General features: G+C 60.4%; 21 protein-coding genes and 1 pseudogene. 5 read left to right on the forward strand and 17 right to left on the reverse strand.

What is annotated here, in order from left to right:
* Nucleotides 1-298 precede the first annotated feature (298 nt).
* The gene (locus tag AB7G19_RS34665) at nt 299-508 is read right to left on the reverse strand and encodes a cold-shock protein (protein WP_038945713.1); all 210 of its coding nucleotides are present in this window, start codon (nt 506-508) and stop codon (nt 299-301) included.
* A 311-nt stretch (nt 509-819) separates the two neighbouring features.
* Between AB7G19_RS34665 and AB7G19_RS34670 the strand changes: the two genes are divergently transcribed.
* A complete protein-coding gene (locus AB7G19_RS34670; RefSeq protein WP_085403304.1) occupies nt 820-1,032 on the forward strand; it encodes a hypothetical protein in 213 nt (70 codons plus the stop codon).
* Between the two features lie 203 nt (nt 1,033-1,235).
* Here the strand turns inward: AB7G19_RS34670 and AB7G19_RS34675 are convergent, their stop codons facing one another.
* A complete protein-coding gene (locus AB7G19_RS34675) occupies nt 1,236-4,019 on the reverse strand; it encodes a UPF0182 family membrane protein (RefSeq protein ID WP_441268748.1) in 2,784 nt (927 codons plus the stop codon).
* Nucleotides 4,020-4,149: 130 nt separating this feature from the next.
* Nucleotides 4,150-4,293: pseudogene (locus tag AB7G19_RS34680) on the reverse strand (SUMF1/EgtB/PvdO family nonheme iron enzyme); the annotation flags it as partial.
* 306 nt (nt 4,294-4,599) lie between these two features.
* Here AB7G19_RS34680 and AB7G19_RS34685 point away from each other — a divergent pair.
* The gene (locus AB7G19_RS34685; RefSeq protein ID WP_256376430.1) at nt 4,600-4,722 is read left to right on the forward strand and encodes a hypothetical protein; all 123 of its coding nucleotides are present in this window, start codon (nt 4,600-4,602) and stop codon (nt 4,720-4,722) included.
* A 35-nt stretch (nt 4,723-4,757) separates the two neighbouring features.
* Here the strand turns inward: AB7G19_RS34685 and AB7G19_RS34690 are convergent, their stop codons facing one another.
* The 10 genes from AB7G19_RS34690 to AB7G19_RS34735 all read right to left on the reverse strand — a co-directional run bounded on the left by AB7G19_RS34690 (nt 4,758) and on the right by AB7G19_RS34735 (nt 13,921).
* Entirely contained in the window at nt 4,758-5,762 is a 1,005-nt protein-coding gene (locus AB7G19_RS34690) for a formate dehydrogenase subunit gamma (protein WP_063985304.1), read from the reverse strand.
* 42 nt (nt 5,763-5,804) lie between these two features.
* A complete protein-coding gene (gene fdh3B / locus AB7G19_RS34695; protein ID WP_063985305.1) occupies nt 5,805-6,401 on the reverse strand; it encodes a formate dehydrogenase FDH3 subunit beta in 597 nt (198 codons plus the stop codon).
* Nucleotides 6,402-6,413: 12 nt separating this feature from the next.
* A complete protein-coding gene (locus tag AB7G19_RS34700; RefSeq protein WP_063985306.1) occupies nt 6,414-9,362 on the reverse strand; it encodes a formate dehydrogenase subunit alpha in 2,949 nt (982 codons plus the stop codon).
* 12 nt (nt 9,363-9,374) lie between these two features.
* Nucleotides 9,375-9,584, reverse strand: a complete 210-nt coding sequence (locus AB7G19_RS34705; protein ID WP_063985307.1) for a twin-arginine translocation signal domain-containing protein — start codon at nt 9,582-9,584, stop codon at nt 9,375-9,377.
* Nucleotides 9,585-9,612: 28 nt separating this feature from the next.
* Entirely contained in the window at nt 9,613-10,392 is a 780-nt protein-coding gene (locus AB7G19_RS34710) for a molecular chaperone TorD family protein (RefSeq protein WP_085403302.1), read from the reverse strand.
* A gap of 119 nt (nt 10,393-10,511) precedes the next feature.
* Complete coding sequence (locus tag AB7G19_RS34715) at nt 10,512-11,165, reverse strand: DUF3306 domain-containing protein (RefSeq protein WP_085403301.1); 654 nt, start codon at nt 11,163-11,165, stop codon at nt 10,512-10,514.
* A complete protein-coding gene (locus AB7G19_RS34720; RefSeq protein WP_071916335.1) occupies nt 11,162-11,677 on the reverse strand; it encodes a DUF3305 domain-containing protein in 516 nt (171 codons plus the stop codon). Before AB7G19_RS34720 ends, AB7G19_RS34715 begins: the two co-directional genes overlap by 4 nt.
* Nucleotides 11,674-12,681, reverse strand: a complete 1,008-nt coding sequence (locus AB7G19_RS34725; protein ID WP_085403300.1) for a DUF6352 family protein — start codon at nt 12,679-12,681, stop codon at nt 11,674-11,676. Before AB7G19_RS34725 ends, AB7G19_RS34720 begins: the two co-directional genes overlap by 4 nt.
* On the reverse strand, nt 12,678-13,217 hold the full coding sequence (locus AB7G19_RS34730; protein ID WP_063985312.1) for a DUF6505 family protein: 540 nt from the start codon (nt 13,215-13,217) through the stop codon (nt 12,678-12,680). Before AB7G19_RS34730 ends, AB7G19_RS34725 begins: the two co-directional genes overlap by 4 nt.
* Nucleotides 13,214-13,921 carry a biotin/lipoate--protein ligase family protein gene (locus tag AB7G19_RS34735; protein ID WP_085403337.1) on the reverse strand — a complete coding sequence of 236 codons (708 nt, stop codon included), beginning with the start codon at nt 13,919-13,921 and terminating at the stop codon, nt 13,214-13,216. The genes AB7G19_RS34730 and AB7G19_RS34735 overlap by 4 nt, the downstream gene beginning before the upstream one ends.
* Nucleotides 13,922-14,132: 211 nt before the next feature.
* On the opposite strand from AB7G19_RS34735, the gene AB7G19_RS34740 reads away from it, so the two are divergent.
* A complete protein-coding gene (locus tag AB7G19_RS34740) occupies nt 14,133-16,103 on the forward strand; it encodes a 4Fe-4S binding protein (RefSeq protein ID WP_085403336.1) in 1,971 nt (656 codons plus the stop codon).
* Here AB7G19_RS34740 and AB7G19_RS34745 read toward each other — a convergent pair whose 3' ends face one another.
* Entirely contained in the window at nt 16,104-17,402 is a 1,299-nt protein-coding gene (locus AB7G19_RS34745) for a c-type cytochrome (RefSeq protein ID WP_085403299.1), read from the reverse strand. It lies immediately after the preceding gene.
* Between the two features lie 213 nt (nt 17,403-17,615).
* Here AB7G19_RS34745 and AB7G19_RS34750 point away from each other — a divergent pair, with 213 nt between their 5' ends.
* On the forward strand, nt 17,616-17,855 hold the full coding sequence (locus tag AB7G19_RS34750) for a hypothetical protein (RefSeq protein ID WP_085403298.1): 240 nt from the start codon (nt 17,616-17,618) through the stop codon (nt 17,853-17,855).
* A gap of 195 nt (nt 17,856-18,050) precedes the next feature.
* Here the strand turns inward: AB7G19_RS34750 and AB7G19_RS34755 are convergent, their stop codons facing one another.
* From AB7G19_RS34755 to AB7G19_RS34765, 3 genes are all read right to left on the reverse strand, one after another.
* Nucleotides 18,051-18,266, reverse strand: coding sequence for a hypothetical protein (locus AB7G19_RS34755; RefSeq protein ID WP_441268749.1), 216 nt, complete (start codon nt 18,264-18,266; stop codon nt 18,051-18,053).
* Between the two features lie 420 nt (nt 18,267-18,686).
* Nucleotides 18,687-19,523, reverse strand: a complete 837-nt coding sequence (locus AB7G19_RS34760; protein WP_085403335.1) for a glycosyltransferase family 2 protein — start codon at nt 19,521-19,523, stop codon at nt 18,687-18,689.
* Between the two features lie 162 nt (nt 19,524-19,685).
* Complete coding sequence (locus AB7G19_RS34765; protein WP_135216935.1) at nt 19,686-20,879, reverse strand: aspartate kinase; 1,194 nt, start codon at nt 20,877-20,879, stop codon at nt 19,686-19,688.
* Between the two features lie 801 nt (nt 20,880-21,680).
* Here AB7G19_RS34765 and AB7G19_RS34770 point away from each other — a divergent pair.
* Nucleotides 21,681-22,958: a complex I NDUFA9 subunit family protein gene (locus tag AB7G19_RS34770; protein WP_244623454.1), complete on the forward strand. Its 1,278-nt coding sequence runs from the start codon at nt 21,681-21,683 to the stop codon at nt 22,956-22,958.
* The last annotated feature ends 500 nt before the right edge of the window (nt 22,959-23,458 follow it).

Genomic DNA, 23,458 nt, shown 5'->3' on the forward strand with positions numbered 1-23,458 from the left:
CGATAAGGAAAATGCTGGAAGCGACGTGCAGCTAGCCGCTGTTGTTGTTCGCCGAGGTTGCGGTGGTTGCCGTGGCTGCCGTGGTTGCCGAGCTGTGCGTGGTTGCGGTGGCTGCGGGGGTTGCGGCGGCTGCTGCGCACGCTGGGGACGGTGCCGCTGGTGCTAAGTTCCGCGACCTAGCGGATGAACGATAAAACTTAACGAACAATCGTGCGGCATCTCCGCCGCAGGTCGGCGATGATATCCCCCCTGTAGCCTGCTTCTCAGTACATCCGTGAAACCGAAGCGTCGACCGATGTTATAGGGTCTTCAGATTTTCAGCGCTCGTCTTTCCGCGCCTCGGATCGGTCTTCTCCTCGAAGGAGACCTTCTGCCCTTCGGCTAGTCCATGAAGGCCCGCACGCTCGACGGCGCTAATGTGAACAAATACATCCGGCCCACCATTGTCCGGCTGAATAAAGCCAAAGCCCTTCTGGCCGTTGAACCACTTCACGACACCCGTTGCCATTATCCGTCTCCAACAATACCCACGAAAGAGTTCGCTACCCACAATCCGTGTGAGCAAATTCGATCCAGCGATGTCTTGGAAAGGCCCCCTCGGGGCGCGGCCATCAAGTCATTCAATAGGTCGAACCCCTTCACCATACCACCGGTGGCATGGGTTGCCACGGGAATGAGATGAGAGGGCGCCGCGGCTGGCCTCGGGTTCCGCGGCCTTCTCGAAGGGACTGTTCACGGCCCGCAAAACCTTGATTGCAATCAGCGGGCCGGCGGGCTTCTCTGTGCGGCGCACGCGCCCCAAATGCTGTAAGGAACACAATGCCCTACATCTTCTCGATCAACGACGACGTTCATCATCAAGCCCAGCGACCGCAGGGCCGCGCCGACAATGGCGGACGGACCGTCTACACAATTGTTGCATGCCTCCCGATTGAGGCGGACGGACGCATTCGATACCGCATCAAAAGCAAAACCGAGAATTTCGAGCGTGTTGTAACTGAAGATGAACTCAGTCAGTGGCCACAGCAGTAGGCGCGACAGTGGGCCTGTCGGTTGGTTCACAGGGGAGATCCGGCTCGACCTGCTTGCGGTCCACCTCGCTTCTCAGTGGCATTCGTACCGCGAGTGCAAACACCGCCTGTATCGCATCAAGCTCAAGGCCTCTCTTCGTTGCGTGTTCAGCCCGAACTATGCAGCCCCTGTGTTCTCCAATGAGCGCCAAAGGAGCCGCGACGCTAGTGGCCCGTGGCGTGCCGGTTCATTTCCTCCAGAAGCTCGCGCATTGCGTCGAACTGCGTGCCAAAGCCTTTCCAGTCGCCGGACTTCAATCGTTCAACGGCATGATTGTAACGGTCGAGCGCCTCCCGTGCCTGACTTGCCGACGGGCGTGCGACAGGAATTTCCTCCTTCGTGTTCGAGACCGGCCGCACCGCGCCAGGCTCGATAAACAGTGCTGACAAGGCCTCGTCGAGCGTCTCCTTCATCACCACATGTTCACCATAGGCTGCGATCACGCGTTTCAACTCCGGCAGGTGTCCGTGCTCCGCTCGCAAATAGAGCGGCGTTACATAGAGGATCGAGTTCTCGATTGGGATCACAAGCAGGTTCGCACCGCGTATCACCCGCGAGCCCATCTGATTCCACAGCGTGATCTGCTGCGATATATCGGTGCTCTGATTGATCCGCGCTTCGATCTGGAACGGCCCGTAGACGAGCTTCTCCTTGGGAAACTCGTAGACAATCAGCTTGCCGTAGTCGGGTGCGTCGCAACGCGCGGCGAGCCACGCGATCATATTGTCGCGGCGGCTTGGCACCATGGGAAGCATGAGGAAAAACTCGGCCTGCGGCTCGCCGGGCAGTCGCATGATGATGTAATATGGGGCCATCGTCGCAATGCCGCCGCCGCCCGGCTGGCGCGGGAACTGCCAGAGATCCTCGCGGTTATAGAAAACGTCAGCGGCCTCCATGTGATAGCTCTGATAGAGCTGCGCCTGAATCAGGAACAGGTCCTCCGGATAGCGAATGTGCCTCTGCATATCCGCCGGCATGGCCGAGAATGGCTTGAACATGCTCGGAAAGATACGCCTATAGGTCGCTGCAATCGGATCGCCGGTGTCCATCAGGTAAAAGTCGACGGTCCCGTTATAGGCATCGACGATGACCTTCACTGAATTGCGAATGTAGTTGATATCCTCGTCTTGCGCCGGCTGCGCGGAGGGGAAGTAGGAACTCACCGTGTAGGCGTCCTGCATCCAGAACATCCGCCCATTGCTGATGACCAGATAAGGATCGTGATCGAGCCTGAGGAACGGGGCGATCGTTCGTACTCTTTCCCCGATATTGCGCCGGATCATGATACGGCTGTCGGTCGTGATGTAGCTTGAGAGCAGTAGGTTCGGGTCGTTGAAGTAGTAAGCGAACAGGCCTCTCCACACCATCGCTCCTATCGGAACGCCGCCCGTACCGTCATAAGCCGCGTAGACATTGTCCTTTCCCTTCGGAAAGTCGAACTCCGGCGTGCTCCCCTTGACGATGACGTAGTTGTCGCTCCGTTCGCCGTAGTAGAGGCGCGGCTCGTGGATTTTGGGGCCTCCATCCGCAACCGGAGGGATATCCCGCAAATAGAGCAGCGGTAGCCCCTCGGTGCTTTTGCGCGTGACCGGGCTCATCACCGCGCCATTGCCGTGAGTAAACAGCACGTGGCGGTTGACCCATGTCTGGGCATTGGGCGGCAGCAGGGAGGGCTGCAATTCGCGAGCCGAGAGCATCACGCTTTGGTAGGAGCCATCGAGCCAGTAGCGATCAACATCAAGATCATGGAATTTGTAGTAAGTGCGGATCTCTTGCAGCTGCGCGTAGGTGTCCGACAAGGGCAGCCAGTCCCACAGCCTGATATTGTCGATTGTCGCCTTGTTGGCGTCGAGCGTCTTGAAGCTAAGCTTCTGTTCCGCCGCAAACGGCTTGGCTGCGATCTGATCGAGATTGTAAGCCTGCCGGGTGAGCGCAATGTTGCGTTCGATATAGGGCCTTTCCAGCTCCAATTCGCTTGGTTTGACGAAGAACTCCCGGAACAGCACGGGAATCACGCTGGACAGCACGAAAGACCCGATCACGACAAGCAGGAACGCGGCGGCAAGAAGCCGGTAGGTGCGCACCCGCAAATTTGCCCACGTGGCGAACGCCGCGATGACCGAAAGTCCGATCATCAACCACAAGGCCGGGAGCCTCACGTGGACATCGGTGTAGCTTGCGCCGACGACCACACCGTTGTCGCCGTAGAGCAGCAGATAGCGATCAAGACCATAGGACCAGGCCTTCACCGCAAAGAAAAGACCGAGCAGCACTGAGCCGTGGGCAATCGCCATCGACGACATTGATCGACGATGAAGGTCGTATTCGATATCGCCGTGCACCCAGTAGATCGCCGCGGCGAAAAGCGCGCTGAGAACGAGCGCGAGCATGATCCAGTTTTTGATGAGGATATAGGCGGGCAGCGAGAAGAGATAGAAGCCGATGTCCTTGTTGTAGAGCGGATCGTCTGCGCCATATGGCACCTGATAGACAAACCGCAGGAAGACACCCCAGTTGCCGACTTCTGCGGCGGCGACGAGCAGAGCGATCAAAGCTGCCCCACCTACGATCAACCGGGACCACGGCAGTCGATCGCGTAAAAGCGCAAGCAAATCTGGCGGCGCGTTGACCGCGAAGTTCCACACCGAAGCGGTGACAAGCTGTGTCGACCGCCGTCGGGCAAAGCGCAGTGCGAACCATCCGTTCAGCCAAAGGATGATGGCGGTTCCGGTCCAGACCGCAAGAAAGATGACGGTTTTCGCACCGATTGTCGTCCAAAAAACCTGCGGATAATTGATCGAGGAAAACCACAGCCAGTCGACGAGGAGGTCGCTCGCGAGCCAGAGAAGGATCAGGCAAACCCCAATGACAGCGGCCGCAATAGTGAGCCCGACCACGGCACTCTGCCTTGGTACCTTCCGTTCGGGTCCGGTGATCCCGATCGTCATGGCTTGATCATAGCGGAAATGAGGGACGCCCGCCGCTCGATTTCGCGGTCGGAATAGCGCCTCAAGGCGGGGGCACGGGTGCTCGAACCTGGGTCGCCAGGATCGCGAAACAGCGCAAAGTGGCGAGGTCGGCCGCGAATTCCCATTCGGCCTCGGTCGGAAGTTCCTTGCCTGCCCACTTGGCAAAAGCCTCGGCGTCGTTGAACGCCACATGCACGACCGGGTGCTCGTCCAGCTCGCGGATCGAGCTGCCCGGTCCGTAAGGCCGCCGCCAGCAGAAAATTTGTCATAATTCAAAGGCGCGCGATGTACCGATCATCGGCGCGACCTAAATGATCTGCGGACAGTTTTCTTCCTGACGGCTCAGCGATTGCGCCAACGAGTCGCGATGATTGCCTATGTTGTTTCGTCAAACTACTGCTCGACAGCTGACTATGGTCGCTCCGTTCTTGTGGTAGATTCGGCGGCGCTATCGTGCCAACCGACCAACCAACGATCGGATTTTGACACGTGCTGATTCAGTTGTCCGCAGGTTGCTCGCTCATATAAACTACCCCCCGATCTCCTGCGGAGCCTTGCCATGAAAGCCTTCTTGCTCGCCTGCGCAGCCGCAATTGTGATCGCGGCGGCCGGTTTTGTCGTCCTTGACCAGATCCAGGAACCCGTCCAACAAGCGTTTGCGACGACGGGCGTGCGGCTCTGACCAAGCGCCTGGCACATTTATGGGCCGCGCGATCCCTACTCCGCCGCGGTGGCCGCCGGCCGGGGCCGTGCATTCGCTTCGGCGCGCGCATTCTGCTCTTCAAGCCAGAGCCCATGGTGCTCCTTGGCCCAGTTGACATCGACAGTGCCGCTGCCCATTGCCTCGAACGCGCCTTCCATACCGATCGTCCCGATATAGATGTGCGCCAGCATCGCCGCGATGAAGAGCATCGCCACGATGGAGTGAACGATCTGCGCGAACTGCATCCCTTCGATACCTGACAGATAGAACGGGAACATCAGCACATATCCGGTGGCCGCCACCAGGCCTCCGCCGATGACCACGATCCAATAGATCGCCTTCTGGCCGGCGTTGAAACGATAGGCCGGTGGATGATCGTGACCTACTATACCGCCACGGCGCTTGATCCAATCGACATCCGCCTTGTTCGGGACGTTGCCAGCGATCCACATCAGGAAGATCAGCACGACTCCGATGGTGAACGGAAAGCTGAGGTAGTTGTGCGCATACTTCGCCCACTGCGACCATTCGGAAAACGCCTCGTGGCCAATCAGCGGCAGGAGCAACGGACGGCCGAAGGTGATGTTCAATCCGGAAATCGCCAGAACGACAAAGCAGGTCGCAGTCATCCAATGCACGAAACGCTCGAATAAGGAAAAGCGCACGATTGTGCGGCCGGATCGTCCGCTTTCCAGACGGACCATGCCGCGCGTCAAATAGAAGATCACGAGAACCGCCAGCATGCCGAGGATGGCAACCCCGCCAATCCAGCGCAGCGCCACGTTGCGGAATTCACGCCACTCGCGGCCAGCCGGCTGCATGAGCACGCTGGAGCGCTGGTCGGGAATGCTGACGCGCCCCTGGATCCGGTCCATTTCCTGGAGCAGCTGCCGCTCGTTAACCGAGCTCGCTGTCGGATTGACCTGCTGGGCCAGTGACGGTGCCGGCGCCGCAATGATCAACAGAAGCAATGCCCACGCGCCGATGGTGACTGGAATGAACCTTCCGGATGACGACATGAACTCCTCCTCGGCATCTGCGCCGCGTGGCCGCGGCCTGCTTCAGGACTCGATCGTCTCGCGATAGGCGGTTTTCCAGCCCCATGCGCCCGAGCCGTAGCCGCGCTTCAGTACGCGCTCTCTGTAGATCTGGGCGATGATCTCGCCATCGCCGGCGAGCAGCGATTTTGTCGAGCACATCTCGGCGCAAAGCGGCAGCTTGCCTTCGGCAAGCCGGTTCGCGCCGTATTTCTCGTATTCCTCCTTGCTGCCGTCGGCTTCGGGACCGCCGGCGCAATAGGTGCATTTGTCCATCTTGCCGCGGGAGCCGAAATTGCCGACCTTCGGATATTGCGGCGCGCCGAACGGACAGGCGTAGAAGCAATAGCCGCAGCCGATGCAGAGGTCCTTGGAGTGCAGCACCACGCCGTCGGCGGTGGTGTAGAAGCAGTTCACCGGACACACCGCAGCGCAGGGCGCATCGGTGCAGTGCATGCAGGCCATCGAGACCGAGCGTTCGCCCGGCTTGCCGTCATTGATGGTGACGACACGACGCCGGTTGATGCCCCAGGGGACCTCGTGCTCGTTCTTGCAAGCCGTCACGCAGGCGTTGCACTCGATGCAACGGTCGGCGTCGCAGAGAAATTTCATACGTGCCATCGTCGTTGCTCCTTATGCCGCCGCGATCTGGCAGAGAGTGACTTTCGTCTCCTGCATGTTCGTCGCGGGATCATACCCGTAGGTGGTGATCGTGTTCGCGCTTTCGCCGAGCACGATCGGATCGGTGCCCTTGGGGTAGTTGCTGCGAAGATCCTTGCCTGCGAGCCAACCGCCGAAGTGGAAAGGCATCCAGGCAACGCCCTTGCCGACACGCTCGGTGACGAGCGCCTTCATCCTGGCCCTCGAATTGTTCTCTGCGCCCGTGACCCAGACCCAGCCACCGTCCGTGACGCCGCGCTCGGCGGCATCGGCTGGATTGATCTCGATGAACATGTCCTGCTGCAATTCGGCGAGCCAGGGGTTGGTGCGCGTCTCCTCGCCGCCGCCCTCATATTCGACCAGACGGCCGGACGACAGGATGAGCGGAAATTGCTTCGCGATCCCCTTCTCGACCGCCGCCTTTTGCACCGAGAAGCCGATATTGGGCACCCGGAACTGCTCGGCGTCGGGCAACGTCGGATATTTCGCGACCAGGTCGACGCGCGGCGTGTAGATCGGCTCCCGGTGTACCGGAATGGGGTCGGGCAAGCCGAACGCATTCATCCGCGCCTTGCCGTTGCCATAGGGCACGCAACCATGCATGAGCGCGACACGCTGGATTCCGCCCGACAGGTCGAGCGACCACGACACCACGTCTGGCTTGGCCGGGTTGATCTTGTTGATAACAGCCATTTCGGCTTCCGTGAGCTCCGTGTCCCAGCCGAGCTTCTTCAGGCTCGCCAGCGTGAATTCCGGATAGCCGTCCTCGATCGCCGAACCCTTCGAGTACGAGCCGTCCGCGAGCAGGCTGACCTTGCGCGTGGTGCCGTCGGGCAGCTTCTCTTCGCGCTCGACGCCAAAGCGCGGACGGAACGTGCCGCCACCGTCCATCACGTGCAGATTGGTGTTGTAGAGCAGCGGCGTGCCCGGATGCTTGACTTCAGGTGATCCCCAGCACGGCCAAGGCAGACCGTAATAGTCGCCGCCGACCTCGGGATCGTCCTTGGGCGCCCGCATCGTCAGCATGTCGAACTTCGCCTGGTTCTTCATATGCGCCTTGAGGCGCTCGGGCGATTGCCCGCAATATCCCGTCGACCAGCTGCCGCGGTTCATCTCACGCAGCACATCCTCCGCCTCGGGCAGATTGTTCTCGACCTTGATGTTCTTGAACATCTTGTCGGCGAAGCCGAACTTCTTCGCCAGGAGATAGATGATCTCGAGGTCGTCCTTCGATTCGAAGATCGGCTTCACGACCTGCTCGCCCCATTGCAACGAGCGGTTCGAGGCAACGCGCGAACCCTTGCACTCGAATTGCGTGGCAACCGGGAGAATGTAGACTCCATCCTTGCGTCCCGCCTCGACCGAGAGCGAGGCCCAGGTCGTCGGATGCGGGTCGGCGATGACGAGCAGCTCGAGCGCCTTCAGGCCATTAAGGGATTCAGGAATGCGGGTGATGCTGTTGCTGGCGTGCCCCTGCACGAACACGGCCCGCACATTGTCCCTCTGCGCGATCCGATCTTTCGGCAGCGTCACCGCTTCGAACCAGCGGGTCAGCGGGATGCCGGGCGTTTCCATGATCTGCTTGGAGTCGAAGCGCGACTTCAGGAACTCATGGTCGACTTCCCAAACCCGCGACCAGTGCTTCCACGCGCCTTCGGCGAGCCCGTAGTAGAACGGCAGCGTGACGATATCGAGCCCGACATCGGTCGCGCCTTGCACGTTGTCATGGCCACGGAAGATGTTGGCGCCCATGCCCGCTCCGCCGACATTGCCGGTCATCAGCAGTGCGATGCAACTGGCCCGCACGTTGGCGGTGCCAACGGTCTTCTGGGTCTGGCCCATGGCCCAGATCAGCGTTGCCGGCTTCTCGGTAGCAAACATCTTGGCGACGCGCTTGAGCTGCTCGCCGGGAATGCCGGTGACACGCTCGACTTCTGCCGGATTCCACTTCTCCACTTCTTTCCGGAGATCATCGAATCCATAGACCCGCTGTCGGATGAACTCCTTGTCTTCCCACCCGTTCTGGAGGATGTGCCACATCATGCCGTACAGCACCGGGATGTCGGTGCCCGGCCGCATCCGAACATATTCGGTCGCGTGTGCCGCGGTTCGCGTCAGGCGCGGGTCGATGACGACAAAGTTGGCCTTTTGAAGCTCCTTGCCCTCAAGCAGATGCTGCAACGATACAGGGTGCGCCTCGGCTGGATTGCCGCCCATGATGACCTGGGTCTTGGCATTGCGGATATCGTTGAAGCTGTTGGTCATCGCGCCGTAGCCCCAGGTGTTGGCCACACCGGTAACGGTCGTTGAATGGCAGATGCGCGCCTGATGATCCGTGTTGTTGGTTCCCCAGAACGCGCCGAGCTTGCGGAACAGATAGGCGCCTTCGTTCGTCATTTTGGCCGAGCCGAGCCAATAGATGGAATCGGGCCCAGATTTCTCGCGGACTTCCAGGAGCTTGTCGCCGATCTCGTTGATCGCCGTATCCCAGGAGACACGCGTCCACTGCCCGCCCACAAGCTTCATCGGATAGCGCAGCCGCCGCTCGCTGTGCACGAGCTCGCGCACAGAAGCGCCCTTGGCACAATGTGATCCGCGATTGATCGGGGACTCCCAGCTCGGCTCCTGGCCGATCCACACCCCATTCAGCACCTCCGCCGTCACGGTGCATCCAACCGAACAATGCGTGCAGACGCTCTTGCGAACGGTTGCTCCCGATGTGAGGGGACCTGCCACTGCTGCTTTCGCCTTGCGGACGCCGCCGACCGGCAGCGTGCTCACTGCAGCGAGAGCGCCGCCACCAAGGCCAGACCGGAGCAGGAAGGTGCGGCGGTCGAGACCATTGGTTTGCCCGGACAAACCTCCCGCGATTGATCCGCGTGAAGCGGATTCGGAACGCTGTTGTGTTCTCCTGATCAGCACGGCCGCCTCCTCTCAACCCGGATAGCGATTGACACGGTAGTACGCCTTCACATGATCGGTCTCCTTGTAGCGCGCCTTGCGTTTCTCATCGTCGGTCTCGCTGTCCGCCTGAGCAGGCGTGATCAAGGGCGTTGCCAGCGTCGCGCCCGCACCGACCGTGCCGATGCCGACCTTGCGAAGGAAATCGCGGCGTCCGACTGTCGTTCTCTGCTCGTCCCTCATCGCATCTCTCCTGGACCAGCGGCGCTGGTCAGTTGACGAACGTGAAAGCCTCGGATTCGATTTCCAGAAAATTTCGTCCAAGTGTTCCGACCGACCGGTAGAATTTGGCGTTTTCCGCCTTCTCCATGTCGGCAAACAAACGTCCCATCCAGCGGGACACATGCTTCTCGAAGAATGTGCGCTGTGCTTCCGTTGGCACTGGGAAGCGTGCCACCGCAAGGCCCGCCATGATCTCGCACAGCGTCGCCGCGTGATCCTCGGGCTCAAAATTGCTCTCGACCCGCTCAATGCCGAGCGCGGCGAGATCGTCGCGCAGGCGCGACAGCGGACGTTCGTGGAGAAACCCCGTCAAGTAATAGGATGCGTAAGGCAGCAACTCGCCGCGACCCAGACCGACGAAGAGGTCAAAATATTCGCGCTCGACCTCGGATACGGCCGCTACCGATGCAGCTTCTGCAATGGTTGCATGGGCGCGTCCAAGCGGCGTCGCATCGCCATGCAGTTGCGCGATCTGCTCGAGCAATGCGGCCGACGGCGCGGACGAGAGCAAGGTTGCAAGCAGCGCGTATTCCTGCGCGCGCGCGGCATCGGTCGGATCAACCGCGTCGTCCGGCGCGGCCGGCTCGCTATAGAGATCGGGACGAAGCACTTCGCGCGACACACCCGTTGCGCCTTCGACCGCAATCACACGTTGCGCGGGCACCCTGTTCCAGTTCGACACCGAGGGCTGGGCAATACCGATTTTTCGGGCAAGCTCGGCAACGCCGCCCGCCGCATCGATGGCTCGTTCAAGGCCCGCATCGCGCATGCCGACCTCCCATCCAGGGGGCCAAGCGCTTGATTGCGTTTGCGTAACAAAGACTAGCCGCGTGTCCGGGAGCGGTCAATTGATAGCCATAGCCTGAGGCTATCGCATTTAGTCGCAGTCTACCGGGGCAACGCCCCGCCATGTGTGCGGTGCCGAAGGGGAGTCTCTTCACTCGCAGCTACGGGTTGCGATGCAGTAGAATTCGACGGCAATTCCGCGGCTGCGAACTCGCCGAGCGGTCGAGGTTCCGTGATCGCCTTCACCGGATTTGATGATTGCTCGAAACCGGCCTCCGCGGGAGCCGATCGCGCGGCGTCTTCGGCAGCCTCGCGCGGATTGGGGCGGCCCTCGGCGGCCTCTACCACGCCCCCGACGACGCGGCGGACGAGAGCGTCAATTTGCTCGGCCGAATAGTCCAGCGGACCGAAGCCAGCCATGGCGTTCGGGTCGTTGAAGTCCCAGGCGTTTTCCGCCAACCCCACGAAATCGCGGATGGTGGGATCGGCGCTCCAGGCGCGACGGAGCGCCGCCCGGCTCAACTCCTGCGGAATGCCTTTGCGCAGGAAAGCCGTGATGTCGGTGGCAGCATCGATCGATTCAATCGGGGGCAATTTCGACAGCTCCGTCTCCGGGGGAGCCGGCTCTGCCGCGGCCCGGTTGGACAGCGCCGGCCCATGCGCCTCAGCGGCTTCTTCAGGGGCTGGTTCAGCGTGACCGGCCTTCGCCTCTTGCTTGCGGCGCGCCCAGCGCGCCAGGAATTGCTCGTCGCTCATTCGTGCTCACCGTCGTGGTGACGCCGCGCAAGCGCCTCAGGATCGGCGCGGCGTCGCTCGCGCTTGACGAATTCCCTCTCGACGTGGTGCTCGGCGATGAAATTTTCAATCGCCTTATGCAGTATCTCAGGCATTGGCACCGCTTCGACCAGATTGGCACCTGCTTCCGTGAATGCCTCGCCTTCCGCTGGATCTGCGGTGACGGCCGAAACGGCATAGGGCCAGGCGCCCTCGGAGGGAGTCAATACGATCCAGATGCGGGGAGCGCCCGTGGCAAGATTGTCGCGGTAGCGCTCGGTTTCCGAGCGATAGAGATCGACCATGGCGTTCCCGGCATAAAAGAGCGTCAATCCCTCCTGCGCCCGTAGGACAGTCCACGGCATCATCTCCGACTCATCCGGCAAGACGCCGATGCCGCGCCAGACAAAATCAATCCATGGGGAATCCGCCTTGCGGCGCTCGACGACAACGCCGACCGGAATGCGCAACAATGGCAGCGCGCCGGGGCTCACGTTGCAGCCTCCAGGTGCTTGATCGGCAACCCCGTCAACAGATTCTGCGGCTTCATCTGCACCAGCTGATCGGAGGTCGTTGCAAGGATCAGGTAGACCGGCTCGCCCCCGACCGCATCAACGACCAGGCTGGAATCTGGAAAAGTGAGCCGGAACAGCGCTAGCACACGACTTGCGGTGCGGTCGTCCAGCGCCTCTCCATGCCAAAGCTGGTCGCCCATCCGGGTGGCTTCAGCATCGAGCCCAACATACCAGGTGAGCTTCGCATCGCGCAGGGCGGTGAGCGGCTCAATTCCGACGGCAAATCCAAGCAAATGAGTAATCCAGCGCCCCATGGCCTCTGCCAGCGCAGCGGGGCCCCGCGTTCCGCCGGTGAAATCGAGCGCAAGATCGAACTGATCGCTGCGCTGCCAGTAGCTGTCGGCATTCCCCTCGCTGAGGACGTCGATCTCCGCGCCGGTTGTTGCCCCCAACATGGACATCAGCGACAACACGGGCGTTTGGCTTGGCCCGCCAATGATTTCCTCGTCGCCCAACAGCAGCAAGTGTTCGTGCGGCACGATACGCTGCGGCCGGAAGAACAGTTCGGCCGCGCGCAGCACGAACGGGTCCTCGCAGCCGTCAAGCGCATTTCGCAGGATCACGTGAACAAGGTGGTTCACAAACAGCGGCGGCAGGTTGACGTGACGTGAGCGAACCAATGCAAGATAGGCCGCTTCCAACGTGGGTTCGCGCAGCAGAAGCTTCCGAAATGCCAGTACGAATTGCCAGTTCTCCCGCGCATCCGCATCGGCGATCGCAGCTACCTCCTCCGCAGCGACTGCCCGGCCCGGGTCAGCGAGCAGCTCCTGGTGCAACCTGCGTTCGACCGCGCAAGCGTCGTTCGGCGGCATCAGTTCGGGACGCACGAAGTAGGCCTTCAGGAACTCATCCGTGACCACGAGCCCGCCGCTCGCATTGTGATCGAGCAGGTGGTGGCCGCAGGCGATCCAGAAATCCCTCATCGGCGCGACGGCTCCTCGCTCATATTCGCAAGATTGAGATCCTTGTCGGGCTCGGTGTCATCCTCCACTTCCATGAACGAGAACGCCTTGCCGTGACGCTGGCCCTCGCGCAGTTGCAATCTGCGGAATGACTCGCGGACCTCGCCATTGCTCGCCGAGCGGTGGACCGCGATCAGCGCGCTGATGGGATGTGTGCAGAGTGATTGCGCAAAGGCGACTTCCTCTTCAGCGGCAAGGCGCGCGGTTGCAAGGTCCGGCGCCCCGAACCGTTCGACCAGTTGTTTCGCAAGGAGCTCCACCAACGTCCGGCGATCGCCTTCAGTCGCGGGGACGATTTGCACCAGTGTCGACCAGCCCCAGGATTGCACGCCGAGGAAACCGCTTCGAAACGCCGAACGGTCCTTGCCGCTCAGCTTCGCTGCATCCCGATTACAAAAGCGGAAGGCGCCCGACACCGCCCAATCGCCGGGCTGCGCCGGCACGTCGAACACGAACGTGTCGGATGGATCGAGCGCGATGGTGCGCAAGAGCTTCACAGACGCGGTCCTCCGAGTATTGAATCGAACCATGACGGCGATAGCAAGCCCTTCTTCAGGTCGTGCCGATCGGTCCTGTTTGTCCCAATCCGGCGGGCAATAAGATCACCGTTGTCAGCGATCACATATGTGGTTTGCCGCGCACGCGGCAACCGACTTAGAAACTCGCGTGCGATGCCGTCGAATCCATCGGCTTGCCAGGCGTCGAGAGCGCGCATCAGATGCCGCACAAAGCTCTCCGTCACCTGAATCGCGCCGGCCTCACCAAAACCCTCCTGATCCAGGGCGGAAGCGAGCGGATAAACGCCGGCTTCCCTGTCGCTCATCGCAACCGTTCGGATCATGGCACCGAACACCAGCCAGCGCGGCGGCTCGTCCTCCTTTGCGGACGAAGGCCAGCCGAGCCGCCCGCCACCAACGAGGCCGCCGTCAACACGGATCGCGTCCGGCCAGTCGATCGCGATCTCCTTGTTCGGCGGCGCATACGCGCGCAAGGCGTCGGTCAGCGCCACCATCCCCGCATAGAAAGCGCGGCGCGCGGTACGCAACGGCTCGCCAGGTTCAAGGACGACTGCGAACTCGGCAAGATCGAACCGCCCCACGTAGGTCAGCGTACCTGCCCCACTCTCTTCGGCGATATGCATGGCATGGGCGAAAGAGTCACGACTTTCGCGCAGCCTCACCAGCGTGAATGGCGGAGGCAGATTGATTGGCTCCGTGACCGATGAGTGCCCAGGGGCTGTCGGTGTCAGGCGGACCTCCAGCTTTCTTTTCTTCTCTTGTGAGAATAACTTAATCGACCAGGAGGGGCGACGCGAGTCCGCTCGCCGTCGTTCCCGGACCTCTTCAGGAGGTGAAGGGCTGCGCATGCCTGATCCGCCGAACACGATCCTGATCTGCTCGTGCGAAGACACGATGCGCCTCGATACGGCCGCCGTGAAGCGAGGATGCCGCAAAAGCGAAATCGCCGAGTTCCGCCAGCTCTGCAGGGCCGAGCTCGATCATTTTCGCAACGCGGCGAAGGCGGAAGGACCGCTCATCGTCGGCTGCACCCAGGAGGCCCCACTGTTTGGCGACGAGGCGAAGGGGCGTTCGGGGAAACTGGATTTCATCAACCTTCGCGAGACGGCCGGCTGGTCGGTGGAGGGAACCAAGGCAGGCCCAAAAATGGCAGCACTGCTCGCCGCTGTGTCCGAGGCTGCGCCTGCTTTTCCGTTGGTCACCCTATCGAGCGAAGGGGTGATCCTGATCTATGGCCGCGACGAACTTGCGGTCGAAGCTGGTCGATTGCTTGCCGATCATCTCGACGTGACGATCATGATCACAAAGCCGTCACAGATTATGCCGCCGGCGACGACATCCTTTCCGATCGTCCAAGGAACGATCCGTAACGCCAAGGGCCATTTGGGGGCCTTCGAGTTGACGGTCGACGACTATGCGGCCCCCCGCCCCTCCTCGCGCGATACGCTCGTCTTCGAGGCTCCGTGCGACGGCCTGACTTCGCGCTGCGACATCGTCCTTGATCTCTCCGGCGGGAAACCGCTTTTTCCCGCGCATGACTTGCGCGACGGCTATCTCCGCGCGGATCCGCGGGACCCGGCCGCGATGCTGCGTGCGGTGCTCAGGGCACGCGACCTCGTCGGCAACTTCGACAAGCCGAAATACGTCAATTTCACCGCAGAGATCTGCGTCCATTCGCGCTCGAGGCTGACGGGTTGCCATCGCTGTCTCGATCTCTGCCCGACCGGAGCGATCACGCCACATGGCGATCACGTCAAGATCAACGCCGAGGTCTGCGCCGGATGCGGCCAGTGCGCCACGGCCTGTCCGACGGGTGCAGCAACCTATGCCCTTCCGCCGCCCGATGCGCTGCTGCACAAATTGCGCGCAATGCTTTTGACCTACCGCGAAGCCGGCGGCTCCGGTGCGGTCGTGCTGCTGCACGACACCCAACATGGCAGCACGCTGATCGATGCGCTCGCCCGCCACGGCGACGGGCTTCCCGCCAATGTGCTGCCGTTCGCCGTCAACGAGGTGACACAGGTTGGATTGGAAGCGGTCGTGGCATCCTTCGCCTATGGCGCAGCGGGGATACGCTTTCTCCTCCGCGCAAGACCTTTGCACGACATCTCCGGGCTTTCTCAAACCATAACGATGGCTGATGCCATTGTTTCCGGATTAGGTTTTTCGGGGCGCCGGGTTGCGACTATCGAAACGGACGACCCGGACGTGCTGGGCGAAGTGCTGCGGTCGATTGAACCCGCGCCGGCCGTGGAGCGTCCCGCAACCTTCAAGACGGTAGGCAAGCGGCGCGACCTGCTTCGCTTCGCTCTTCACGAACTGCACCGCGTTGCGCCTGTGCCGACCGACGTCATTGCGCTGTCCCAGGGCGCGCCGCTTGGTACGGTTACCGTCAATACGGACGGATGCACTTTGTGCCTGGCCTGCGTGTCGGCCTGTCCCACCGGGGCTCTCCGCGACGATCCCGAACGTCCCGTGCTTAAATTCGTCGAAGATGCCTGCGTGCAGTGCGGATTATGCCAGAGCACCTGCCCGGAAAAGGTGATCACTCTGAAGCCGCAGATCGATTTCCGGGCCGCAAGGGCTCCGGCACGGATCATCAAGGAGGAGGAGCCGGCGCTTTGCATCCGCTGCAATAAGCCCTTTGGGGTAAAGAGCACGATCGAGAAGATCGCTGCGAAACTCGAGGGCCGACACTGGATGTATCCCGCGGGCGACAAGCGGCTGGACGTGGTCAGAATGTGCGCGGACTGCCGCGTCACCGCCATGAGTGAACAACAGTTCGACCCGTTCGCCGGCGTGCCCGAACGCGCTTCGCCTCGCACGACCGATGATTATCTCCGTGAGCGTGAGACCAAGCGTTAGCTACTTGGCGGTGGCGCGCGCCAGGAAATCCGTAAGCGCCTTGCGATCCTTCGCGGATCCAATCCGCTGCTCCGGCATTTTTGTGCCAGGCGTATAGGCGTTCGGACCGAGTTCGAACAATTTTGACACGGTCTCGGGCGTCCACACGATGTCCATCGCTTTGAGCGCGTCGGAGAAGCGATAACCAGGCAGCGACGCGATCCTGCGGCCGTATAAGCCCGCAAGCGTGGGGCCGGCGCGCTGCGCGTCCTGCTCGGACAGGGTATGACAGGCAACGCACGCCCTGAACACCTCGGCCCCGTGATCTCCCGTATAGGCTGCAAGCGGATCGTGCGGCGTAGCTTGCAACGATGAGCCGATGGGGGCGCCGGTCAGCGCATTCCAGCGCCGGATCCTGCCGTCGACGCCGCCCGTCAGCAATGTTGCGTTGTCCGGCAGGAAAGCGACCGACCACACGGGCGAACCTGTATCGACCAGGCTTCGCGCGATGCCTCGCGCCTTTCGGTCGATGACCGTCACGACACCGCCAATTCCTGCAGCAGCGACCGACGTGCCGTCTGGAGAGATCGACAACGCGACAATCGGCGTCTGGCCAGCTTGCACCTCGCCGCTTTCCCGGCCCTCCGACATCAGAAAGCGTAGCTTGCCATCAGCACCACCCGTTACGATCTCGCCGTCAGGCGCGACTGCCACGGCATTAAGGGGTGAGCCCAGCGTGATGACATTAGGGGTGCCACCCGCCAATGGCCAGATCCTCAGTTCACGATCGTAACCCACGCTCACCAGCGATCGTCCATCCGGCGTGAATGCGACGCCGTTGACGTTCTGCGCATGCCCTTCCAGCACCTGCTGCGCGCCATCGCCGAGCGACCAGATACGAACTGTATGGTCCCAGGAGGCAGAAGCCACTCTTGCGCCATCCGGCGAGACTGCAAGTGAAGCGATCGGCGCGCCATGGCCCTCGAAAACCTGATCCGGCTGCTGCCGGCCAGGCGTCCAGATCGCTACCTTCGCATCCGCTCCGGCAGTCACCATCCGCCCATCCTTCAGGAAGGCCACCGCGTTCACCGCATCGGAGTGAAAGCGAAGGACCTGCTCGGCGGATTCGGTCTTGAGCGACCATCGGATGGCGGCGGTGTCGAAGCTGCCCGACAGAACATTTTTGCCATCACTGGAAATCGCAATCGCCCGCACGGGCCCACCGTGACCTGTCAATTGCGCTGGCGCCGGCGCTGAATGCATCGCCAACAGAGCGGCAACGATGCAGAGACTGGTGCTGAGACGTGGGACCCAATTCATCTGCGGCTTACAGGTCGTTCGGGCATGTCGTCGGTGTTGACACGGCGTACGTGCACTCGCTCGGTCTCGTCAATGATTGAAGCCGTTATCCGGTTTCCATGCTGCACCGCAGGACGGGCATGGCTCCGCTACTCAATGCCGCAACGGCTGTTGTCGGCTTGAACCGGGCATAGCCTGAACCTATGCTTGATCTGACACGTCGAGGACGACGTCATGCAAATACGACCTAAAACGTATCTGCATTTCATTTCGTTGTGGCGATCACTTCGCGATGCGATACCGCCACACCGTGACGATGTGCCCGCTGAAACGTCACCGTTCCTCATCTATACCGCGGCCGTGCTGATGCTTCTCTTGGCCATTCTGGAACTGGACGCTCATCGAGGCGAGCTGGAATTGCTCGGCCTTTTGGGGAACGACTACCCGATTCCGCCCGCTTTCCTGGGCCCGTAGCCCCGCCTCTCGACCACGATTTCGTTCGACCTCGCAGGCTCAAGCGCATCGATTTGCGAGCCCTGGCTGAACGGTCTGCTGCGCGGCCTTCTGCCTAAAGCGCGATGAGATTGGGATGAATCGTCATCGCGCTTTAGGTTGTTGTTTGAGCATGATCTTTTCGGAAAACCGCTGCGCACTTTTTCGGATCATGCCTTAGCGCTTGGAATCCCGCGGAAAGACCAATGACCGATCGTCAAAATCGTCGACCGGCAGCTTGTCTGCGCTTCGACCGCTTTGCATGCCCTGCAATGTCGACGTGCTTGATGTTCCGGCGCGCCCGACCGTTGCGTTCGAGTGTGATCGCGGGATGCCGGTCACAGCAACAAGCAGACCAACAGCGGCGATGGAACAAATGATCAAAGGCTTCATGCGAAATCTCCTGTCCGCCAGAAATCCCCGCAGCGATCTGATTAGCGCGAAGCCTGACGTGGGGGTGTGAGCCGCCTCACACCTCCCGGGATTCTTGCGCTCAGCGCCTGTCAGGTTCCTAGTTTGGAACCGTCAGAGCCGGCTTCATCCCGGAGCGAGGTTCGTCGACCGCGCGGGGCGGCAAGGCTTGTTGGGCGCGATTTGTTTGGCGCGCTGGTCACGAACAATCTTCGGGAGGCGTTGCGAAACAGCACGTCAGGCACGAAAATCTCAGACCATCTACCGCACCAGTTTCGCACCAGAAACGATCTCACCGGAACACAACGAACACGACCGAACGCAGACCAAAACGCGTCCAGATCAACGAAGCCGACTTCGAAGCGGCCGCATTGGCACGGGGGCGGCTCAGTTTTCGGACAATCACATCTTGATCGCATTCGCGAAGAGCCCGTCACCCCACTCGTACAACGGCCGCATGAAGTCCGATTGGGTGTGGATTGCTCGACCTTTGCGTTCACGCCATTTTCGTCCGTAGGTATCGAACGGAAAGTGTCGCATGTAGTAGTCGCAGGTCTCTTCCCAATGGTCGACCGACAACGATTTGCCGTAGTGCTGGCAATAGAGGCCAGTCGCCACGCGTTCAACGCCACCCGGCTCGCGCGCATGGTGCTCTGCGAAGGTGACCTGCAACCGGTTTCGCCACAACATCAGAATGTCTCGCCTTTCCGGACCAAAGAAACGACGAAAGTCCAACAGTTCGCGATCGGCCTGATAGGGTGCGTGGTCCCCAGGAGTCATATAGGCATCGAACAGTTGAACCCGCACGCCGTCGCATTCGCTAGAATGCGTTCCTTCTATGAATCCGCGTAAATCCCCGGTAACGCGCTCATCCGCATCGAAGCAAAACATCCAGTCGAACTGCAAATGCTCGCGCGCCGTCTGCAACAAGAGGCCGCGATGCCGACCCTCAGCAATCCGGCGCGCCTCGATGTCAGCTTCCCATGAACGATTTGTCACAATCAGAGCGACTTTCGGGTGTTCGCATAGAATCTCCAGCGTACGATCCGTGCTCGCGTCATCATAAGCGACAATCGCATCGACCTGCTTGCCCACGTAATCCAGTGTGTCTCTGAGAATAAGCGCTTCGTTACGAACGCGGGTAGCGCCGATTAGAAGGTGCTTGTCACCCAATAGACCTGTGTTGCAAGCAATAATTCGTTCGCCCTCGCGAAGTAGCCAACCAATGGTGCCCGGCATGATCGACGCCTCCCGACTATAAAAAATTGACACCAACGATGGCGGACGGGCGCGTATCAGCAAGATTAAGAACTCTCGTTGTCGCCGCATCGAGCCGGCGAGCCGCCCCTCTTGACCATCCCTCCCCATACGCGATTTCGTGATATCTTCTCAAAGAGGTTGTTAGATCAGCGAATGCAAGGCCCTGACCGCGGCTTCGCGGGTCTCCACAGGAACGAACAAATTTATCGAATGTGGTGATAGAACGTACTTTTCAACGACAATCCCGTGGGATTGCAGAATTTGCATCGCCTGAAATGGCAAGTCTGAAGAAACGCCGCCGAAGCAAGTGAGGCTCACCGAACTCAAAGTCTCACGCCCTTTGCGCAAGTCCTTGCTCCTTTCCAGCGTGCGCAGCAGAGTGTCGAGCGTTTCCGACTCGCAAGTCATCATGATGCGCGTTTTTCCGGCGGTGAAAGCCGAGACGAGGACTTGCGGCCAAGATAGGCCGTTTTGCTTGAGATGCTGCGCAAATTTCTCAAAACCATGACTGAGATTCGTCGAAGCGATCTCCACATGCTCAATACGAGCCATCGAATTGACGGCCAGAATTTTTCCGGTTTCCATTCCGATAACCTCTTTCATCACTCGCGTGCTGTGTTCGTAATTGCCCCATTTTCGTAAGAACAAAGGGATATTTTGGCTTTGTGCCAGCTCCACGCTGCGAAAATGCAAAACCTTGGCGCCCCAAAAACACATTTCGGATAACGATGCAAAATCCAGCCGGCGCAATGGCTTTGCGCTCGCCACGACGCGCGGATCGGCCGAGCAAATTCCGTCGACCTCTTTGATAATTTCACAGCGCTCGGCCTTTAGCGCCGCAGCCATGGCGACGGCAGTGGTGTCGCTGCCGCCCCTGCCTAGTGTGGTGATCTCTTTGGTTCGCGGATTCACGCCTTGAAAGCCCGCTAAAACCACGATGCGTCCGCGATCGAGTTCTTCGAGCACGCGCGCAGGCCGCACATCTAAAATTCGCGCGGAAGAATGAGATTCGTCTGTCATTACACCGGCCTGACTCCCGGTAAAACTAATGGCTGGCGCACCGAGATCAGACAGGGCCATGCTCATCAACGACATGCTGATGCGCTCACCGGTCGTTAGCAACATATCCAGTTCGCGGCGGTTGGGATGCGGGCTTACTTGATAAGCCGCCTTAATTAATTCGTCGGTCGTCTTACCCATCGCTGAAACGATCGCCACGACGCGATGACCACGGCTGTGCAAATCGGCGAGGCTCCTCGCAACCGCGCGGATTTTTTCCGGGGTTTCTAGACAGACGCCGCCGTATTTTTGCACGATGGTCGGATTGTTGCGCATTTACGTGCGACGGCAGCTGTATGAGCGGTGGCCTGATGTTCGCTTCGCTCCGCCGGATAGTTTCATGCATCTAGCTCCAGAACTGCTTGCGGTCCGCGCAAAGATTGGATCACCCCTATCGAATTTCGCGACGTTTTTTCCGCGCGCCAGCGCGTCTCTGAGGTTCAGAGATTAGGCCAGTGCACGCGGTTGCCCACGTACCTCTCCGCTCATCGCCTTTCACAGCTCTCCAAGTATTCGATACAAGAATCGTTTTTCTTGGCGGAAGATTGGCGGTCACGACAAGATCGGCTGGGTAACGCTAAAGGTTCTGCCGACCCGAAAAATAATCCCTGAATGAAAGTGTCGTACCGGTTTCGCCGGGAAATGGCCACACGCACGTCCTCGGACCAGCGGTGCCGCCGACCCGTCTCCACCGCTTCAAGCCGTTCGACTTGGGCACTGAGCCCATCACCGTCCATCAGGACAGTTCTCAATACCGCGCCTCTTTCGGCAAGGCGGCCCCGCCGGATGTGTCCTAACAGAGTGGCCCGACGTCGTGTTTTCTAGGACGTACCAAGACTTGTCAGCCTTGCACTCCCCAAAGGCCTTGCCCAAGGCAGCTAACGAAAATTTGGGTCCAGATGCTGGACATAATCGATGTGGATCAAATATCATCCACCATTGCGCGCGATTGTTCCAAGCTCCGAGAGCTTGGCGGCCGGACCCTGTCGGCTGAGACAACAACTGACGCCCCCCGAGCCCGTGCCTACTTTCGCTTGGTTGCCCTGAGTTAGTGCGTCGCTACCAGCAGGTTGCGCTATGCTGAAACACTTGCTCATTGAAGTCATTGGTCACGTTTCCGGTCTCAGCGACGCGCAGCTTGAACAAATTGAGCGGTCGTTGCCCGCGACCAAGGCGCTGATCGATCTTCTCAGTAAGGCACATCCGATCATCGAACAGGCGGAAACGCTCTATAATGAGGCGCAGCCGCTAATCGATCAAGCTAGGAGAGAGTGGCAAACGGTCGGCCCTGCAGCGCACATTTTGATTGATGTGATCTCACATCATCTCAACAAAGGCAGTTCGCCGGCGGAGGCCACTGAGGCAGTGCGCGCGGCGCTCGGCGGGTCAATACAGAACGTTGCGCAGGATCGTGGGATGGACCGGGGAATGAACCGCGTGACCGTGTTTGGGGGGACCGGCTTCGTTGGTTGTCGCGTTGTACGCCATTTGAGCGTCTCCAGCGTTACGGTGCGTATAGCCTCACGGCATCCTGCGCGGGCCGAGGGCGACAACGCGGAACAGGTCATCGCTGATGCCCATGACGAGCGCTCTGTAGAGGCCGCCGTTATGGGTGCCGACGGCGTCGTCAACGCGATCAGCCTTTACACCGAGCATGGAGGCGACACATTTCATTCGGTGCACGTCGAAGCGGCCGCCAGGATCGCTGGAGTGGCACGGCGGGCCGGGGTCAAACGGTTTGTGCACCTATCAGGCATAGGCGCTGACCCCACATCGCCGTCGCCCTATATTCGCAATCGCGGCGAGGGCGAGGTGGCTGTGCAAGCGGCGTTCCCTGGCGCAGTCGTTATCCGCCCGGCGGTAATGTTCGCGCCGGACGACGCCTTTCTCACGACAATTCTTGGGCTGCTTCGGACCCTGCCGGCTTATCCGCTATTCGGCGACGGCAGGACGAGGCTTCAGCCGGTGTACGTGGACGACGTCGCCGCGGCGATCGCACAGGTCCTGCGGCAAACACAAAGACCGTTTCCAATCTACGAACTGGCCGGCCCGCGCGTTTACTCATACGGCGAGCTGTTGCGGACCATTGCGCGCACCGCCGGATTGCGGCCAATGCTGGTGCGAATACCCTTTGCTTTCTGGAATGCCGCCGCCGGCCTCGCTGAGATCCTGCCGCACCCGCCGCTCACGCGCAATCAGGTTGAGCTTATGCAGATCGACACGATGGTCTCGGGCAGCCGGCCGGGATTCGGTTCACTCGGAATTTCGCCGCGATCGCTCGAAGAAGAACTCAAAGCGATGCTCAAGCATACAAACGAGGAAACTCAAAACACAAATGAGGGTCGAGCCAGGTAGGGTTGAGACTTCGTTACCGTGTCACGATGTGACTACTGATGTCGGGAAGCGGCTTACCTCCGAGGTCGAGCACTAGGCCCGATAGATCGATGGTCGCAGCTCAGGGGTCAGTTCATCCGCCAAAGTTTTTACAAGAGCCGAAGGGGAATGACCCTCCCGAGTGAACCCTTAGCGTGCGGCCAGCCGCCTGGAGCTGTCCGAATTAGGACAATCGATCTGTCACATTAGGATACCCAACGGAGTGCTCCTTTTGCGCAGTCACCTCTTCACTTTGACCGGGAATAAATTGAGTTGGCCGGCTCGACTCATCCAGCCCAAGTCCGGACGGCAGGCGGCCCTACCACGCGACTCGCGAGGCGGGGTCGTTGCGTGTAGGGCTATCAGATGTGCTACCAGTTGGGCCGCAAGATGGTAGCGGGAAAAGCAGATCATGACTGACGATCAGGTCAATCTCGTGGTTCGGCACCTTTGCGAGCAGTTGCACTTGACGCTCCGATTGA

Origin of the sequence: Bradyrhizobium sp. 215_C5_N1_1, assembly GCF_052075935.1 — a bacterium.
Lineage (GTDB): Bacteria > Pseudomonadota > Alphaproteobacteria > Rhizobiales > Xanthobacteraceae > Bradyrhizobium > Bradyrhizobium barranii.

Excerpts from the sequence above, each read along its gene's own strand:
- AB7G19_RS34665 (WP_038945713.1), bottom strand. The coding sequence starts at position 508 with ATGGCAACGGGTGTCGTGAAGTGGTTCAACGGCCAGAAGGGCTTTGGC.
- AB7G19_RS34670 (WP_085403304.1), top strand. The coding sequence starts at position 820 with ATGCCCTACATCTTCTCGATCAACGACGACGTTCATCATCAAGCCCAG.
- AB7G19_RS34675 (WP_441268748.1), bottom strand. The coding sequence starts at position 4,019 with ATGACGATCGGGATCACCGGACCCGAACGGAAGGTACCAAGGCAGAGT.
- AB7G19_RS34685 (WP_256376430.1), top strand. The coding sequence starts at position 4,600 with ATGAAAGCCTTCTTGCTCGCCTGCGCAGCCGCAATTGTGATCGCGGCG.
- AB7G19_RS34690 (WP_063985304.1), bottom strand. The coding sequence starts at position 5,762 with ATGTCGTCATCCGGAAGGTTCATTCCAGTCACCATCGGCGCGTGGGCA.
- fdh3B (WP_063985305.1), bottom strand. The coding sequence starts at position 6,401 with ATGGCACGTATGAAATTTCTCTGCGACGCCGACCGTTGCATCGAGTGC.
- AB7G19_RS34705 (WP_063985307.1), bottom strand. The coding sequence starts at position 9,584 with ATGAGGGACGAGCAGAGAACGACAGTCGGACGCCGCGATTTCCTTCGC.
- AB7G19_RS34710 (WP_085403302.1), bottom strand. The coding sequence starts at position 10,392 with ATGCGCGATGCGGGCCTTGAACGAGCCATCGATGCGGCGGGCGGCGTT.
- AB7G19_RS34715 (WP_085403301.1), bottom strand. The coding sequence starts at position 11,165 with ATGAGCGACGAGCAATTCCTGGCGCGCTGGGCGCGCCGCAAGCAAGAG.
- AB7G19_RS34725 (WP_085403300.1), bottom strand. The coding sequence starts at position 12,681 with ATGAGGGATTTCTGGATCGCCTGCGGCCACCACCTGCTCGATCACAAT.
- AB7G19_RS34740 (WP_085403336.1), top strand. The coding sequence starts at position 14,133 with ATGCGCCTCGATACGGCCGCCGTGAAGCGAGGATGCCGCAAAAGCGAA.
- AB7G19_RS34745 (WP_085403299.1), bottom strand. The coding sequence starts at position 17,402 with ATGAATTGGGTCCCACGTCTCAGCACCAGTCTCTGCATCGTTGCCGCT.
- AB7G19_RS34750 (WP_085403298.1), top strand. The coding sequence starts at position 17,616 with ATGCAAATACGACCTAAAACGTATCTGCATTTCATTTCGTTGTGGCGA.
- AB7G19_RS34755 (WP_441268749.1), bottom strand. The coding sequence starts at position 18,266 with ATGAAGCCTTTGATCATTTGTTCCATCGCCGCTGTTGGTCTGCTTGTT.
- AB7G19_RS34760 (WP_085403335.1), bottom strand. The coding sequence starts at position 19,523 with ATGCCGGGCACCATTGGTTGGCTACTTCGCGAGGGCGAACGAATTATT.
- AB7G19_RS34765 (WP_135216935.1), bottom strand. The coding sequence starts at position 20,879 with ATGCGCAACAATCCGACCATCGTGCAAAAATACGGCGGCGTCTGTCTA.
- AB7G19_RS34770 (WP_244623454.1), top strand. The coding sequence starts at position 21,681 with ATGCTGAAACACTTGCTCATTGAAGTCATTGGTCACGTTTCCGGTCTC.